This window comes from Isoptericola sp. Y541 (assembly GCF_059445465.1).
Genome location: NZ_JCAIUJ010000002.1, coordinates 577,516 through 591,679, shown reverse-complemented (window position 1 = coordinate 591,679; position 14,164 = coordinate 577,516). Strand labels below are relative to the sequence as shown.

General features: G+C 72.5%; 15 protein-coding genes and 1 tRNA gene. 9 read left to right on the top strand and 7 right to left on the bottom strand.

The window, feature by feature from the left end; genetic code table 11:
* Positions 1-40: 40 nt before the first annotated feature.
* Positions 41-514: a hypothetical protein gene (locus AC1C2V_RS07490; protein WP_495388949.1), complete on the top strand. Its 474-nt coding sequence runs from the start codon at positions 41-43 to the stop codon at positions 512-514.
* Positions 515-551: 37 nt separating this feature from the next.
* Here AC1C2V_RS07490 and AC1C2V_RS07485 read toward each other — a convergent pair.
* Positions 552-624 (bottom strand) — tRNA-Lys (locus AC1C2V_RS07485).
* A gap of 270 nt (positions 625-894) precedes the next feature.
* Here AC1C2V_RS07485 and AC1C2V_RS07480 point away from each other — a divergent pair.
* Positions 895-1,179, top strand: coding sequence for a Fe-S cluster assembly protein HesB (locus AC1C2V_RS07480; protein ID WP_495388948.1), 285 nt, complete (start codon positions 895-897; stop codon positions 1,177-1,179).
* Between the two features lie 184 nt (positions 1,180-1,363).
* Positions 1,364-2,191 (top strand): DUF1206 domain-containing protein, encoded by an 828-nt coding sequence (locus tag AC1C2V_RS07475; protein ID WP_495388947.1) that lies wholly within the window; start codon positions 1,364-1,366, stop codon positions 2,189-2,191.
* 34 nt (positions 2,192-2,225) lie between these two features.
* Here the strand turns inward: AC1C2V_RS07475 and AC1C2V_RS07470 are convergent, their stop codons facing one another.
* Positions 2,226-2,981 carry a M50 family metallopeptidase gene (locus AC1C2V_RS07470; protein ID WP_495388946.1) on the bottom strand — a complete coding sequence of 252 codons (756 nt, stop codon included), beginning with the start codon at positions 2,979-2,981 and terminating at the stop codon, positions 2,226-2,228.
* 218 nt (positions 2,982-3,199) lie between these two features.
* Here AC1C2V_RS07470 and AC1C2V_RS07465 point away from each other — a divergent pair, with 218 nt between their 5' ends.
* The 3 genes from AC1C2V_RS07465 (at position 3,200) to AC1C2V_RS07455 (ending at position 5,933) form a co-directional block, all read left to right on the top strand.
* The gene (locus AC1C2V_RS07465) at positions 3,200-4,648 is read left to right on the top strand and encodes a DEAD/DEAH box helicase (RefSeq protein WP_495388945.1); all 1,449 of its coding nucleotides are present in this window, start codon (positions 3,200-3,202) and stop codon (positions 4,646-4,648) included.
* A gap of 88 nt (positions 4,649-4,736) precedes the next feature.
* Complete coding sequence (gene msrB, locus AC1C2V_RS07460) at positions 4,737-5,141, top strand: peptide-methionine (R)-S-oxide reductase MsrB (protein WP_495388944.1); 405 nt, start codon at positions 4,737-4,739, stop codon at positions 5,139-5,141.
* Positions 5,142-5,159: 18 nt separating this feature from the next.
* On the top strand, positions 5,160-5,933 hold the full coding sequence (locus tag AC1C2V_RS07455; protein ID WP_495388943.1) for a tyrosine-protein phosphatase: 774 nt from the start codon (positions 5,160-5,162) through the stop codon (positions 5,931-5,933).
* Positions 5,934-6,102: 169 nt separating this feature from the next.
* Here the strand turns inward: AC1C2V_RS07455 and AC1C2V_RS07450 are convergent, their stop codons facing one another.
* The 4 genes from AC1C2V_RS07450 to AC1C2V_RS07435 form a co-directional block, all read right to left on the bottom strand.
* The gene (locus tag AC1C2V_RS07450; RefSeq protein WP_495388942.1) at positions 6,103-6,588 is read right to left on the bottom strand and encodes a MarR family winged helix-turn-helix transcriptional regulator; all 486 of its coding nucleotides are present in this window, start codon (positions 6,586-6,588) and stop codon (positions 6,103-6,105) included.
* Between the two features lie 113 nt (positions 6,589-6,701).
* Positions 6,702-8,339 carry an MDR family MFS transporter gene (locus AC1C2V_RS07445; RefSeq protein ID WP_495388941.1) on the bottom strand — a complete coding sequence of 546 codons (1,638 nt, stop codon included), beginning with the start codon at positions 8,337-8,339 and terminating at the stop codon, positions 6,702-6,704.
* On the bottom strand, positions 8,336-8,779 hold the full coding sequence (locus AC1C2V_RS07440) for a MarR family winged helix-turn-helix transcriptional regulator (RefSeq protein WP_495388940.1): 444 nt from the start codon (positions 8,777-8,779) through the stop codon (positions 8,336-8,338). The genes AC1C2V_RS07445 and AC1C2V_RS07440 overlap by 4 nt, the downstream gene beginning before the upstream one ends.
* A 190-nt stretch (positions 8,780-8,969) precedes the next feature.
* On the bottom strand, positions 8,970-10,409 hold the full coding sequence (locus AC1C2V_RS07435) for a sugar porter family MFS transporter (protein WP_495388939.1): 1,440 nt from the start codon (positions 10,407-10,409) through the stop codon (positions 8,970-8,972).
* Positions 10,410-10,538: 129 nt separating this feature from the next.
* Here AC1C2V_RS07435 and AC1C2V_RS07430 point away from each other — a divergent pair, with 129 nt between their 5' ends.
* The 3 genes from AC1C2V_RS07430 to AC1C2V_RS07420 all read left to right on the top strand — a co-directional run bounded on the left by AC1C2V_RS07430 (position 10,539) and on the right by AC1C2V_RS07420 (position 13,074).
* Positions 10,539-11,138 (top strand): hypothetical protein, encoded by a 600-nt coding sequence (locus AC1C2V_RS07430; RefSeq protein ID WP_495389140.1) that lies wholly within the window; start codon positions 10,539-10,541, stop codon positions 11,136-11,138.
* Positions 11,139-11,446: 308 nt separating this feature from the next.
* Entirely contained in the window at positions 11,447-12,067 is a 621-nt protein-coding gene (locus AC1C2V_RS07425; protein WP_495388938.1) for a DUF47 domain-containing protein, read from the top strand.
* A 2-nt stretch (positions 12,068-12,069) separates the two neighbouring features.
* Complete coding sequence (locus tag AC1C2V_RS07420) at positions 12,070-13,074, top strand: inorganic phosphate transporter (RefSeq protein WP_495388937.1); 1,005 nt, start codon at positions 12,070-12,072, stop codon at positions 13,072-13,074.
* 76 nt (positions 13,075-13,150) lie between these two features.
* Here the strand turns inward: AC1C2V_RS07420 and AC1C2V_RS07415 are convergent, their stop codons facing one another.
* Positions 13,151-14,146 (bottom strand): NUDIX hydrolase, encoded by a 996-nt coding sequence (locus tag AC1C2V_RS07415; RefSeq protein WP_495389139.1) that lies wholly within the window; start codon positions 14,144-14,146, stop codon positions 13,151-13,153.
* Between the last annotated feature and the right edge of the window lie 18 nt (positions 14,147-14,164).

The following is a 14,164-nucleotide window of genomic DNA, read 5'->3' as shown; positions in this document are numbered from 1 at the left end:
CAGAAGAGTTCTCTTACATCGTAAGACAGGAGGGATCCTCATGACCGAGACCCGTACGGCCGCACCGGTCGTCACCGATGGCGGGCGCTGGACGCTCGTGACCCAGGCCCTGCAGGTCGGGCTCGCGCTGCAGGTCGCCTGCCTGATGCTCCCGCTGCTGGACCTCTGGGTGTTGGGCACCGTCGAGGCCGGCGTGCGCGCCGCCTACCCGCAGTGGAGCGGCGCCGACGTCTCGCTGGACCGCGGCGCGATCATCGGTGCCCTCGTCGGGGTCGCCGTCCTGGGCGTCGGCGCCTGGCTGTTCGCGCTGCGCGCGGTGCGCCGCGGCCGGCGGGTGCGCGGCACGGTCACGACGCTCTTCGTCGTCGGCATCGGCGTGCTGGGCTGGTGCGCCTCCCTGAGCGGCGGCGAGTACGACCTCGTCGTGCCGCTGTGGCTCGGCCTGACGCTGCTGTTGCCGGGGCTGCCCGGCCTCGCGGCCGTGGTGGCGGCCTGGACGGCGCCGCGTCGGTGATGCGCTGGTGAGGTGCGGCGACGTGGCGCCGCGGGGGTGGGCCCCCCGGGGATCGAACCCGGAACCCGCGGATTAAAAGTCCGCTGCTCTGCCAATTGAGCTAGAGGCCCGCCGCCGTCCGCCGGAAGGGCAGTCGGTGGCTGCGGACAGCGTACGCGGGAGCACGTGGGGACCCGCCCGCGTCCGGCCCGGCGTTGCTCACCCGGCACCCGCGAGGTCACGATCCGGTCACGGGGGCAACCTATCCGCGTGACGACGCGGCTGTCACGCGGGGTCTCACCTACCGGGAGATATCGTCCCGATCGCGTCTCAGCGTTGCGTTTCGCCCCCCGTTCCTGTTTCGGTGGACAGGTTCGCAAGGACCGACGAGAGGAGCGTCCATGCTCACCGTGACCGACAACGCCCGCACCGCCGTCCAGGATCTCGCGCAGGAGGCCGGGGTACCCGACGAGGGTGGGCTGCGGATCGCGCAGTCCGCCGGCCAGCCCGGCAACTTCGAGCTCGCGCTCGTCCCGGCGCCCCAGCCCGACGACCAGGTGGTCGACGAGGAGAGTGAGACCCACGTCTTCGTCGAGGCGCAGGCAGCCCCTGCGCTCGACACCCTGACGCTCGACACCGACCCGGCGGCGCAGGGCCCGGGCTTCGTGCTCACGCCGCAGGGGTGAGCACGCTGTAGAAGGTCCCCGGCGTACACGACGGCCGGTCGCGGGAATCGTCCCGCGGCCGACCGTCGCTCGTTCCCGGGCGACGGCATTCTCCGCCATACTCAAGGGCCCCCGGCTCCGGCCCGGGGTCGACGGTGACCCGGTGCCCGTGCCGCGGGCCGTCCATCCGCCTGGGAGGCCACCCGTGTCGTCCGCCCCCGCTCGTACTGCCGAGCATGCCGCCCGGCGCGCCCGCCGCAGCACCGCGCTGCAGATGCTCGCCCGGTCGGGCTACGCCGCGTCCGGCCTCGTGCACCTGCTGCTCGGATACCTCGCCGTCCGCCTCGCCTTCGGGTCCACGCCCGGGGGGAGCGCCGACCAGGACGGCGTGTTCCACCAGCTGGCGAGCGCCCCGGGTGGCGCGCTGCTGCTCTGGGCCGTCACCGTCGGCTTCGGTGCCCTGGCCCTCTGGCAGCTCGTCGAGGCGCTCCTCGGCGTGCCGGGAGCCGACGCGGCGAAGCAGCTGGCGGCCCGGGGCAAGGCAGCGGCGAAGACCCTCCTGTACGCCGTGCTGGCCGGTGCGGCCGTTCGCTACGCGCAGGGCGGCTCGGGTGGTGGCAGCGGCCAGCAGGAGGGGCTGACTGCCGAGCTCATGAAGGCTCCGGCCGGGCGCTGGCTCGTGGCGGCGGTGGGCCTCGTCGTCGTCGGCGTGGGCGTGTTCCACGTCGTCAAGGGATGGCGCAAGAAGTTCCTCGAGGACCTGTGGGGCACGGGCGGCGCGGCCGTGGGGACCGCCGTCGTGCCCCTCGGCCAGGTGGGCTACGTGGCCAAGGGGGTCGCGCTCGGGGTGCTCGGCGGGCTCTTCGTCGCCGCGGCGTGGACGTCCGACGCCGAGAAGGCCGGCGGCCTGGACGACGCCCTGCGCACCATCCGCGACCAGCCGTACGGCACGGTGCTGCTCGTGGTCACCGGAGTCGGAATCGCCGCCTACGGCGCGTACTCGTTCGCCCGGGCCCGGTACGCGCGGCTCTGACGCGCGACGACCCGCGTCGTCCGACGGTGCGCGCTCAGGCCCCGGCCGTCGCGGGCCCCACGATCCAGCCCGCCCCGAGGACCAGGCAGCCGACGGTGACCAGCAGGAAGACCACCACCCACAGGATCCCGGTGGTGTGCGTCAGAGCCCCGAGCTGGTCGGCGTCGGACCGTCTGGCTCGGCCCCGGGTCCGCTGGGCCTGCAGCTCGAGGACCGGCCGCACCGACCCGAACAGCAGGAACCACGTCACGGCGTAGGCGACCGCCGACTGGGTGGCCGGGTCCAGCCACCACGAGACCGCCACCAGGGCGGCGCCGCTCACCAGGATGGACCACAGGCCGAACCAGTTGCGGATCTTGAGCAGCAGCAGGGTGAGCAGCACCACCAGCAGCCACAGCAGGCCCACGGCGTACCCGTGGCGCAGCAGCCAGGCCGCACCGAGGCCGGTGAGCCCCGGCCCGACGTAGCCCGCGAACGCCGTCACGATCATGCCGAAGCCGCGGGGGCGCCCGGCGGAGACCGTGAGGCCGGAGGTGTCCGAGTGCAGGCGGATCCCGTCGAGCCGCCGCCCGGTGAGCATGGCCGCCACCGCGTGGGCGCCCTCGTGCGCGATGGTCACGAGGTGGCGGGCCACCCGCCACACCGGGGTCGCGAGCACGACGGCGAGGGCGGCCAGGCCGACGGCCAGCACCACCGCCTGCGGCGGGGGCGGCACGGGGGTCGTGGCGGCCGTCCAGATCTGCGTCAGCACGTCGCCGGCGGTCGCGAGGAAGTCGTCCACGGCGGACATTCCACCACGACGACCTGAGAGCCGGCCGAGGCGCCCGCCGCGCGTCAGGGTGACGCACGACTCGCGTGCGGGCTTGGGGGTGACGCCGCCGGACGTGCGACAATGCTTGAGGTGGCCGCGCGTCCGCGCGCCCCACGTCGTGGAGATCCCCCCGGATTGCGTGCGGCGGACCCCGACCTTCGACGTCTCTGACGTCCCAGCCCGAGAGGCCCTCTTTCTTGACTACCTTTGCCGATTTCGGCCTGCCCACCCCTGTCGTCCGTGAGCTCACGGGCCAGGGCATCACTGCCCCGTTCCCCATCCAGACGGCGTCCCTCTTGGACACGCTCGCCGGCACCGACGTGCTCGGCCGCGGCCGCACGGGCTCCGGCAAGACCCTCGCGTTCTCGCTGCCGGTCGTGACCCGGCTCGCGACCTCGGCCGCCCAGGCCGCCGCCGCCGGCCGGCCGCGCCGCCGCGCCGCCCGCCCCCGCGCGCTCGTGCTGTGCCCGACGCGCGAGCTGGCCAACCAGATCAACGCCGTCATGGAGCCGCTGGCGAAGACCCTCGGGCTCGTCACGACGACCGTCTTCGGCGGCGTCGCCCAGTCCCGCCAGGTGACCGCGCTGAACGCGGGCGTCGACGTGCTCATCGCCTGCCCGGGCCGGCTCGAGGACCTCCTCAGCCAGAAGCACCTCACGCTCGACGACGTCGAGATCACCGTGCTCGACGAGGCCGACCACATGGCCGACCTCGGCTTCCTGCCCGGCGTGAAGCGGATCATGGACCGCACCCCGCGCGAGGGGCAGCGCCTGCTGTTCTCCGCGACGCTGGACAACGGCGTCGACGTCCTGGTCAAGCGCTACCTCAAGAACCCGGTGACGCACTCGGTCGACGACGCGGCGGCCCCGCCGCCCCAGATGACGCACCACATCCTCGCGGTGGCCGACGCCGACGCGAAGAAGAACGTCGTGCACCAGCTCGCCTCCGGGACGGGCCGACGCGTGCTGTTCATGCGGACCAAGCACCAGGCGAAGAAGCTCGCCAAGCAGCTCACCGGTGCGGGCGTGCCCGCCGTCGACCTGCACGGCAACCTCGGCCAGGGCGCGCGCGAGCGCAACCTCGCGGCCTTCTCGTCCGGCGCCGTCAGGGTGCTCGTGGCCACCGACATCGCGGCCCGTGGCATCCACGTGGACGACGTCGAGCTCGTGGTGCACGTGGACCCGCCCGCCGAGCACAAGGCGTACCTGCACCGCTCGGGCCGTACGGCCCGTGCCGGCTCGGGCGGCGACGTCGTGACCGTGATGCTCCCGGAGGAGCGCGGCGACGTGCGTGACCTGACCCGCAAGGCGAAGATCTCCGCCCGCCCGCAGCAGGTCGTGGCCGGCGACGCCGTCGTGTCCGCCCTCGTGGGCGAGGTCGCGCCGTACGTCACGCCGCCCGCTCCCGTCGCCCCGCCGGCTCCGCGCCAGAAGGGCACCCCCCGGTCCCCTCAGGGCGGCCAGGGCGGTCGTCAGGGCCAGCGTCAGGGCCAGCAGGGCCAGAGCCAGCGTGGCCGCACCGTGGGCCAGGCCGGCCCGTCGTACGGCGAGCAGGCCCACCGCACCGTCCGCGCGGACGGCACCGCCGCGCCGGCGCGCCGTCGGCGCGGTCGCGGCGGTCGCGGTCACGGCCCGGCCGCAGCCTGACCCCTGGACCGGGCGGGCGGCGACCCGCCCGCCCGGTGACCCGGAACAGCCGCGACCGGAACTGGGTTGTGTTTCACGGAGGTGACGGATGACCTACGAAGTGAGGAAGCCCGACGACCAGTGGCAGGTGGAGCTCTCCCCGCAGGAGTTCGCCGTGCTGCGCCAGGCGGGCACGGAGCGGCCCTGGACCGGTGAGCTGCTCGACGAGAAGCGCGTCGGCGTCTACCGCTGTCGCGCGTGCGGTCACGAGCTGTTCCGCAGCGAGACCAAGTTCGACTCGCACTGCGGCTGGCCGTCGTTCTACACGCCGCTGGCCGGCGAGGCAGTCGAGCTGCTGGAGGACCGGACGCACGGGATGGACCGCACCGAGGTGCGGTGCGCCCGCTGCGGTTCGCACCTGGGGCACGTCTTCGACGACGCGCCGCAGACGCCCACCGGAGACCGGTTCTGCATGAACTCGCTCAGCCTGACGTTCGAGCCCGTCGAGGGCTGACCGGGCTAGGGTCGTCGGGTGCCCGACTCAGCACCCGACCCCCTGCCCGACGCGGTGACCGAGATCCTGGCCGCCACCACGCGGCCCGTCCCCGATCATCTCGTCAACCTGCGCGACGTCGCGTCCTCGACGCCCGGGCTGCGGGCCGGAGTGCTGCTGCGCTCCGACGCCCCGCGCTCGGGCGACCGGGAACCTGACGACGTCGCTTGGCCCCCGCGCACCGTGCTCGACCTGCGCGACCCGGGGGAGAGCGGGGAGGCACACCCGTTCGCTGCGGATGCCCGTGTCGTGACTCTGCCCATGCTCGACGGCACGGCGATGGCGAGCGCCGGAGCACCCGCCGCCGTCCCCGGCCTCGGGGCGCTGTACCTGCAGATGCTCGACGAGCCCGGCGCGGGCCACCTGGTCGAGGTCGTGCGCCTGATCGCCACGGGCGAGGCGCCGGTGCTTGTGCACTGCACGGCCGGCAAGGACCGGACGGGTGTCGCGGTCGCGCTGGTCCTGTCGCTGCTGGGGGTCGACCGGGCAGCGATCGTCGCCGACTACGAGCGGACCGGGCCGCACATGGCGCAGGTGGTCGTGCGGGCGGCAGCGACGGCGAAGTTCGCCGTGCCCGGCGCGCACGTCCTCGCCGCGCTGCCGCCCGAGCTCGTGACCGCCCCAGGCTGGGCGATCGAGGCGGTGCTCGACCATCTGGGCGCCCACGATGGCAGCGCGGTCGGCTGGTTCCTGGCGCACGGGGGCACGGCGGAGACCCTCGAGACGCTCCGAGGTCGCCTGCTCGTGGGTTGAGCCGTCGGGACATCGCTGGTCGAGCCTGTCGGGACATCGCCGGTCGAGCCTGTCGGGACATCGCCGGTCGAGCCTGTCGGGACCTCGCCGGTCGAGCCTGTCGAGACCTGGGTTTCGACAGGCTCAACCAGGGAGTACGTGTTCGACAGGCTCAACCAGCGAGTACGTGTCAGGAACGCGCGTCGCGCCAGCGGACGAAGTCGTCCGAGTAACGGTGCAGCAGTGTGGCGAGCTCCGCGACATCGGACTCCTGCCAGTCGCCGAACGCGTCCTTGTACATCTCGATCCGGCTGTCACGGGCCCGGGCGAACCGGCCTGCCCCGTCGGCGGTGAGTGTGATGCGCTGCCCGCGGGTGTCCTCCGGGTCCACCTCGCGGTGCACCAGACCCAGCTCGACGAGCCGGCTCAGCTGCCGCGAGACGGTCGCCCGCCCCACACCGAAGTGCGAGGCGAGGTCCGACCCGCGGATCCCGGGGTGGGAGTCGATGTGTGCGAGCAACGGGTAGGCGGACGCGTCCAGCTCCGGGTGCACCCGGCGGGCCGTCTGGGCGGCCGAGGACTGGGCGCGGCGGATCAGGACCCGGATCTCGCGCTCGAGAGCACCGAACGGATCGGTGGCCGGGTCGGGCAGGGGCTGGGCGGCTACGTCGTGCATGCGCCCATCATGAGGCTTCGCCGAGGCAAACGGGAGTGGCAGCGAAGGGTGGATTTGCGCCCGGACGGGGCCAGAGCGGGTGAAATCGGCCCCGTCCGTGTGATGCACAGGACTCAGGCCCGCTCGACGACCGCGTCCCGACGCGTCTCGTCCGGCTGCGTCTCGTCCTGCTGCTCCTCGTCGAGCACCTGCTCGATGCCCGAACGCTGACCCAGCGGGATCTCCTTCATGAACAGCACCGCGATCAGGGAGATGACGGCCATCGGCACGGCGTACAGGAAGATCGTCGTGATCCCGTGCGCGTACGCGCCCTCGATCACGGCCTGCACGGGGGCGGGCACCTTCGAGAGGTCGGGGACACCGCCCGAGCCGGAGGCGAGCGCGTCCGCCGGGACGCCGAGCTTCGCGAGTCCGGAGACCAGGTCCGTCTTGACCTGCGCGGCCATCACCGCACCGAGGGCCGAGACGCCGATGGCGCCGCCCAGGGAGCGGAAGAACGCGACGCCGGAGGTGCCGGCGCCCATCTCGTGCACGTCCAGCGTGTTCTGCGTGGCGAGCACCAGGTTCTGCATCAGGGCGCCCACGGACAGGCCCAGACCGCACAGGTAGACCGAGATGAGCACGAAGCTCGTGTCGACCTCGATGGTCGACAGGCCGAACAGCGACACGGTCAGGAGGCCGGCGCCGCTCACCATGATCGCCTTGTAGCGACCGGTGTTGGAGATGATCCGGCCGAGCACGATGCCGGCGGCCATCGTGCCGATCACCATCGGGATCGTGAGCAGCCCCGACTCGGTCGGCGTCTTGCCGCGCGCGAGCTGGAAGTACTGGCTGAGGAAGACCGCGGTGCCGAACATGGCGACGCCCACGGAGGCGGACGCGATCACGGCGAGCACGAAGGTGCGGTTCTTGAACAGGTGCAGCGGGATGATCGGCTCGGCGGCGGCGCGCTCGACGAAGCCCGCGACGATCAGCGCGACCACGGCGCCGCCGACCATCGCGGCGGTCTGCCACGACGCCCACTCGAACTGGTCGCCCGCGAAGGTGACCCACAGCAGCAGCAGCGCGACAGCGACCGCGATGAGGACGGCGCCCGCGTAGTCGATCTTCACGGCGCGCTTGACCACGGCGGGCAGGTGCAGGGTCTTCTGCAGCACGACGAACGCAGCAATCGCGAAGGGCACGCCGACGAAGAAGGTGAACCGCCAGCCGACGGAATCGGTGAGCACGCCGCCGAGCAGCGGGCCGCCGATCTGCGCGACGGCCATGACACCGCCCATGAGGCCCATGTACTTGCCGCGCTCACGGGGACTGATGATGTCGGCCATGAGGACCGTGGCCAGTGCGGTGAGGCCGCCGGCGCCGATGCCCTGCAGGGCGCGGAAGCCGATGAGGGTCTCGATGTTCGGCGAGAGGCCCGCCGCCGCGGCGGAGATCACCGTGATGCCGAGGCCGACCTGCATGAGGACCTTGCGGTTCGTCAGGTCGGCGAGCTTGCCCCACAGCGGGGTCGAGATCGTCATCGTCAGCAGCATGGCCGTGACGACCCAGGTGTACGAGTGCTGGGAGCCGCCGAGCTCGTTGACGATCTTGGGCAGCGAGGTCGAGACGATGGTGGTGGCCAGCAGCGACACGAAGACGCCGAGCAGGATGCCCGAGAGCGCTTCGAGCACCTCCCGGCGGGACATGGCCGGCGCGGCCGGGGCGAGAACGCCCTGCGCTGCGGGCGCCGGGGTGGGGGACTGACTCATCGGGCGGGGATCTCCTCGAACATCTGTGCGCGGTCGTGGGTAGTGGTGAGGGCGGCCGCGACGCTGCGGATCCGTGTGATGGCATCGGCGAAGTCCTGGTCCGACCAGTCGGAGAAGGCCTCGGAGATGAGGTCGTCGATGCTGCGGAAGGACTCCTCCGCGAAGTCCCGGCCCGCGTCCGTGAGCTCGAGCGTGCGGGCGCGCCGGTCGTCGTCGTCCACCGTGCGACGGACCAGGCCGGCGTCGACGAGGGCGCTGACCTGACGGCTCGCCACGGACACGTCGACGCGGAGCTTGGCCGCGAGGTCGGTGAGCTGGACGCGACCGCACCGGGAGAGCAGGTGGAGGGCGCCGAGGCCGGCGCGGGGGAGGTCGAGCTCGCGGGCCACTCGCGTGGCGGCCTCGCGCTGGGCGCGGGAGAGCTCTTCGAGTGTCTGCACGAGCTCTCGGGCTGACGTGCGGGCAATGGGCATACGGGGGCCTTCGGTGAAAGGGGTGGGGGCCGGGCGACGCCCGGCGGGTGCGGCCCGCGGACGGGGTCGACTGTTTGCAGAGCACAACTATACGTCTGGTGCTTGCAGCAAGCAACTGTCCTGGTGAAGGGGGCGGACGGCGGCCCGGCGGGCGCGCTCAGGCGCGGTGGTGCGCCTCGCCCTCCATGTCCTCGAGCTCCACGCCCTTGGTCTCCGGGATCTTGCTGAGCACGAAGAAGAACGACAGCGCCGCGAACACCGCGTACATGAGGTAAGGGATCGCCGGGCCGAAGGACGAGAGCATCGGGGGGAACGTCAGCGTGATGGCGAAGTTGGCGATCCAGTTCGCGGCTGCTCCGACGCCGAGCGCGGCCGCGCGGATCCGGTTGGGGAACATCTCGCCCAGGAGCACCCACATCAGCGGACCCCACGTCGCGCCGAAGAACACGACGAACCCGTTCGCGGCCACCAGCGCGACGATGCCCCAGGCGCCGTCGAGCGACACGTTCTCGCCGCTGCCGGTCGCCTGCGTGAAGGCGACCGCCATGAGCCCCAGGGCGACGGCCATGCCGGCGGAGCCGACCAGCAGCAGGGGCCGGCGACCGACCTTGTCGATCAGCGCGATGGCGATGAACGTCACCGCGACGTTGGTGACGGCCGTGATGGTCGACACGAGGAACGCCTGCGACTCCTCGAAGCCGACTGCCTGCCACAGCGTCGTGGAGTAGTAGAAGATCACGTTGATGCCGACGAACTGCTGGAAGATCGCCATCACGATGCCGACCCACACGATCGGCTTGAGGCCGAACCGGTCGCCCCGGAGGCTTCCCAGCGAGGCGTTCTCCTCGTCCATGTGGATCGAACGCTGGATCTCGGTGATCCGCTCTCCCACGTCCTCGTCCGGGCCGAGCACGCTCGAGAGCACTCGTCGCGCCTCGTCGTCCTTGCCCTTCGTCACCAGGTAGCGCGGCGACTCCGGCATCCCGAGCGCCAGGAAGCCGTAGACGGCCGCCGGGACCACGGCGACGAGGAACATCCAGCGCCACGCCTCCCAGCCGAACCACAGCTCGTTCGCCGCACTGCCGGCCGACGTGGCGAGGATCTGGTCCGACAGCAGTGCCGCGAAGATACCGACGGTGATCGCGAGCTGCTGCAGCGAGCCGAGGCGACCTCGCATGGCAGCGGGCGCGATCTCCGCGATGTAGGCCGGGGCGATCACGGACGCGATGCCGATGCCCACGCCCGCCATGAAGCGCCAGAGGGCGAGGTCCCACGGGCTCCACGCGATCGCCGAGAGGATCGACGAGGCGAAGAAGAGCACCGCGCCGAGCACCATGACGTGGGTGCGGCCCCACCGGTCGGCCAGCTTGCCGCCGGCCCAGGCGCCGAGGGCGCAGCCCAGCAGGGCGATCGCGACCACGAGGCCCGTGACGGTCGAGTTCAGGTCGAACTGCCCCTGGATCGCGTCGACGGCGCCGTTGATGACCGACGAGTCGAAGCCGAAGAGGAAGCCGCCGACGGCCGCCGCGACGGCGAGTCCCGTCGCCTTGCGGTGGGCGCTGTGCGCCGCTGCCGACATCGGAGCCGAGCTCGTCATGATCGTCCTCGATTCTGCGCAGGAGACGTTCGCTCTCGATGCTAGGTCCGACATCGCAGGTCGGCGCGTCGGGGGCAGACTGGGTGGGTGAACGACGCACCCGAACCTCGCCGGCATCGCCGCCCCGCCATGCTCGACCCGCAGGACGCGGAGCAGCTGCCGGGCGACCTCGACCCCGCGCTGCGCGACGAGGTCGCGCACACGACGGCCCGCGCCGTCGTGCACCAGGCCCGGGCGGCGGAGGACCCGGAGGTGGTCGACCGGCTGGTGCGGCTCGTCGAGCGCGAAGGGCTCGACGTCGTCGCCGCGCTGTGGGCCGACGCCGCGCCCTCCTCGCTGCCCGGCGCGCTGTGGCGGCTGTACGTGCTCCGGGAGTGGGTGCGGCGCGACCCCCGCACCGTGACCCTGCGCTACCGCCTCGGCGTCGACGCGGCGCCCGTGCACGAGGCGGTCGCCGGCGTGCCGCGCCCGCCCGCACCGGAGGACCTGCGGGCGCTCGTGGACGACGTCCTGTCCGGCGTCTTCGCCGGGGACCTCGCGGTCGCCCTGGAGCGTGCGGGGTCGTTCTGCCGGATCCTCGCGACCGGGGCCGCCTTCGACGCCGACGCGCGCGAGGTCGCCGACCCCGACGGCGCCACCCGGATGACCCGGGGCGCGGCCGATCTGGTCCGCACGGCCGAGGAGCTGGAGCACGGCGCCGCGCTCTGGCGCGCGGGCGCACTGGAGTAGTCGTCGGTCGAGCCCGTCGAGACCACGGGCCTGGGTTTCGACGACAAGCTCAACCAGCAGGTTCGGAACCCGGCGACGCGGGGGCTTACGATGGCTGCGCGACGTCGGGCCGCGGTAGCCCCGGGCTCCATCTTCAGCCGCTACGAGCGGCCACGCGCCGAGAGGCGCTCCCGGTCCGGCGTCGCTTACCACCAGGGCAGATCCCAGGTCGTGGCATGTGATCTTTCAGCGCATGTTCAACTGGTCGCGCCATGATGGCCACCTCTAGTCTGAGTAACGTCTCACGACCTCAACCCCAGGAGCGTCACGTGCGCCTGCGCCTGACACCGCGCGACACCACCTACTTCGACATGCTGGCGACGCTCGCGCAGCACAACGTGACCGGGGCCTCCCTCCTCGCGGAGCTGCTCGGAGCGTCCCGGCAGGAGCGGGAGGAGATCGTCCGTCGGCTCTCGGATGCCGAGCACGTCGCCGATGACGCCACGCACTCGATCATGCGGCGCCTGAACCAGACGTTCGTCACCCCGTTCGACCGGGACGACATCTACGGCCTGGCCTCGGCCCTGGACGACTGCATGGACGCCATGGAGGAGGCCGGCGACCTCATCGTCCTGTACAAGGTCGACGAGCTCCCGCCGCGGGTCTCGGAGCAGGTGCAGGTGCTGCAGCGCTGTGCCGAGCTCACCGCCGAGGCGATGCCGCGGCTGCGCTCCATGGACCAGCTCTCGGAGTACTGGATCGAGATCAACCGCCTGGAGAACCAGGGCGACAAGCTGCACCGCGAGCTCATCGCCCAGCTCTTCGACGAGCTCACCGACCCGATCCTGCTGATGAAGCTCAAGGAGATCGTCGACATGCTCGAGGAGGGTGCTGACGCCTTCGAGCGGGTCGCGAACATGGTCGAGACCATCGCGCTCAAGGAGTCCTGACGGTGGAGGCGGCTCTCGTCGTCCTCGTCGTCGCGATCGCGTTCGGCTTCGACTACACGAACGGCTTTCACGACGCCGCCAACGCGATCGCCACCTCGGTCTCGACCCGGGCGCTGACGCCGCGTGTCGCGCTGCTGATGGCGGCGGTCATGAACTTCGTCGGTGCGCTGCTCGGCACGGAGGTCGCGGAGACCATCGCGACGTCGATCGTCGACCTGCAGGACGCCTCGAACCACACGGCTCTCGTGGTCGTGCTGTGTGCGCTTATCGGCGCCATCGCCTGGAACCTCATCACGTGGTGGTTCGGGCTCCCCTCGTCCTCGACCCACTCGCTGATCGGTGGCCTCGTGGGGGCCGGCCTGGCGGCCGGGCTGCCCATCTACGGCCAGGCGATCGTCGACAAGGTCGTGCTGCCGATGGTGCTCTCACCGCTCGTCGGCTTCATCGGTGCCTACGCCGTGATGGTCGCCGTCCTGTGGATCTTCCGGAACGCCGCGCCGTCGCGCGTGACGCGCCGGTTCCGGCTCGCGCAGACGGCGTCCGCCGCGGCCATGGCCCTCGGCCACGGCCTGCAGGACGCGCAGAAGACCATGGGCGTCATCTTCATGGCCCTCCTCACGGTCGGCTGGGCCGACCCGGACGCCGGCATCCCGCTGTGGGTCAAGCTCGGCGCGGCCGCCGCGATCTCGCTCGGCACGTACTCGGGCGGCTGGCGGATCATGCGCACGCTGGGCCGGCGCATCATCGAGCTCGACCCGGCGCGCGGCTTCGTCGCCGAGTCCGTCTCCGCCCTGGTGCTGTACGCCAACGCGTTCATCCTGCACGCGCCGGTCTCCACGACGCACACGATCACGTCCGCGATCATGGGCGTCGGCGCCACCCGGCGGCTGTCGGCCGTGCGCTGGGGCGTGGCGAAGAATATCGGCGTCGCGTGGGTGCTGACCATCCCCGCCGCCGCGCTCGTCGCGGCGTTGACCACCCTGATCCTGCACCCGTTCCTCACCTGACCCGGCTCTCTCGCCGGTCGAGCCTGTCGAGCCCACACGAGGGTCTCGACGGGCTCGACCGGCGAGAGGCCCGGGGTCAGTAGACGGGCGGGGTGACCTTCTCGACGGCGACGACGCGGGGGCCCTTGCCCGTGGTGGCGACGTGCGCCACCAGCATGTCGCCGGGCTCGAGGAACGGGTCGCGCGCGGGCAGCGCGTTCGCGACTGCCCGGCGCGAGTGCTGCCCCAGCACGTCCAGCACCGTGGGCAGGACCGGGCGGTGGGTGCACAGCACGGACGACCGGCCCCCCTCGAGCAGGTCCCGCACGGTCGCGGCGACGCGGGACGGCGAGCGCTCGTGCTCCGCCTCCCCGAGCTGGTCGCTGAGCTCCGGCCGGGCCTGGGAGGCCCGCACGTAGGGCTCGATCGTCGCGGCGCACCGCTCCCACCGGCTCGAGAGCACCGTCGTCACGCCGTACGACGCGAGCACCGGGACGAGGGCGGCGCCCTGCGCGTGGCCCACCGGGGTGAGCGGGCGGTCCTGCTCCCCGCCGTGCCAGGCGGCACGGGGCACGGCCTTCCCGTGCCGCACGATGGCGACGGCGTGGGTGGCGAGCCGCCCCTGGGCGTGCGCCTCCACGAGGGCGTCGAGGGGCCCGCAGTCGGCGTCGCGGGTGAGCCGGTCCGCCGCGTCGTCGACGTCCAGCCACGCCTTCTGGTCGACCTCGTCGGGCGAGGGCGGCTCCACGGGGAACCGGGCCGTCAGCGCCCGCGCGTCGTCGGCCCGGGACGCCCGCCGGGCCGCCCAGTAGTGCACGCGCTTCACGCGGCTCTCGGGGGTCAGGTACTGCAGGCCCGGCAACGGGATCCCGAGGACCACGGGCTTGCCCGTCTCCTCCGCGACCTCGCGCGCCGCCGTCGTCGGCAGCGCCTCGCCCGGCTCGAGCTTGCCCTTCGGCCACGACCAGTCGTCGTAGCGCGGCCGGTGCACGAGCCGCACCTGGAGCCGCCCTTCGCGCTCCCGCCACACGAGCGCCCCCGCCGACTCGATCACCGGTGCGTGCTGCACCGTCGTCGCCCCCAGCGCGTCCACGAGCGGGGCTGCCGCCGC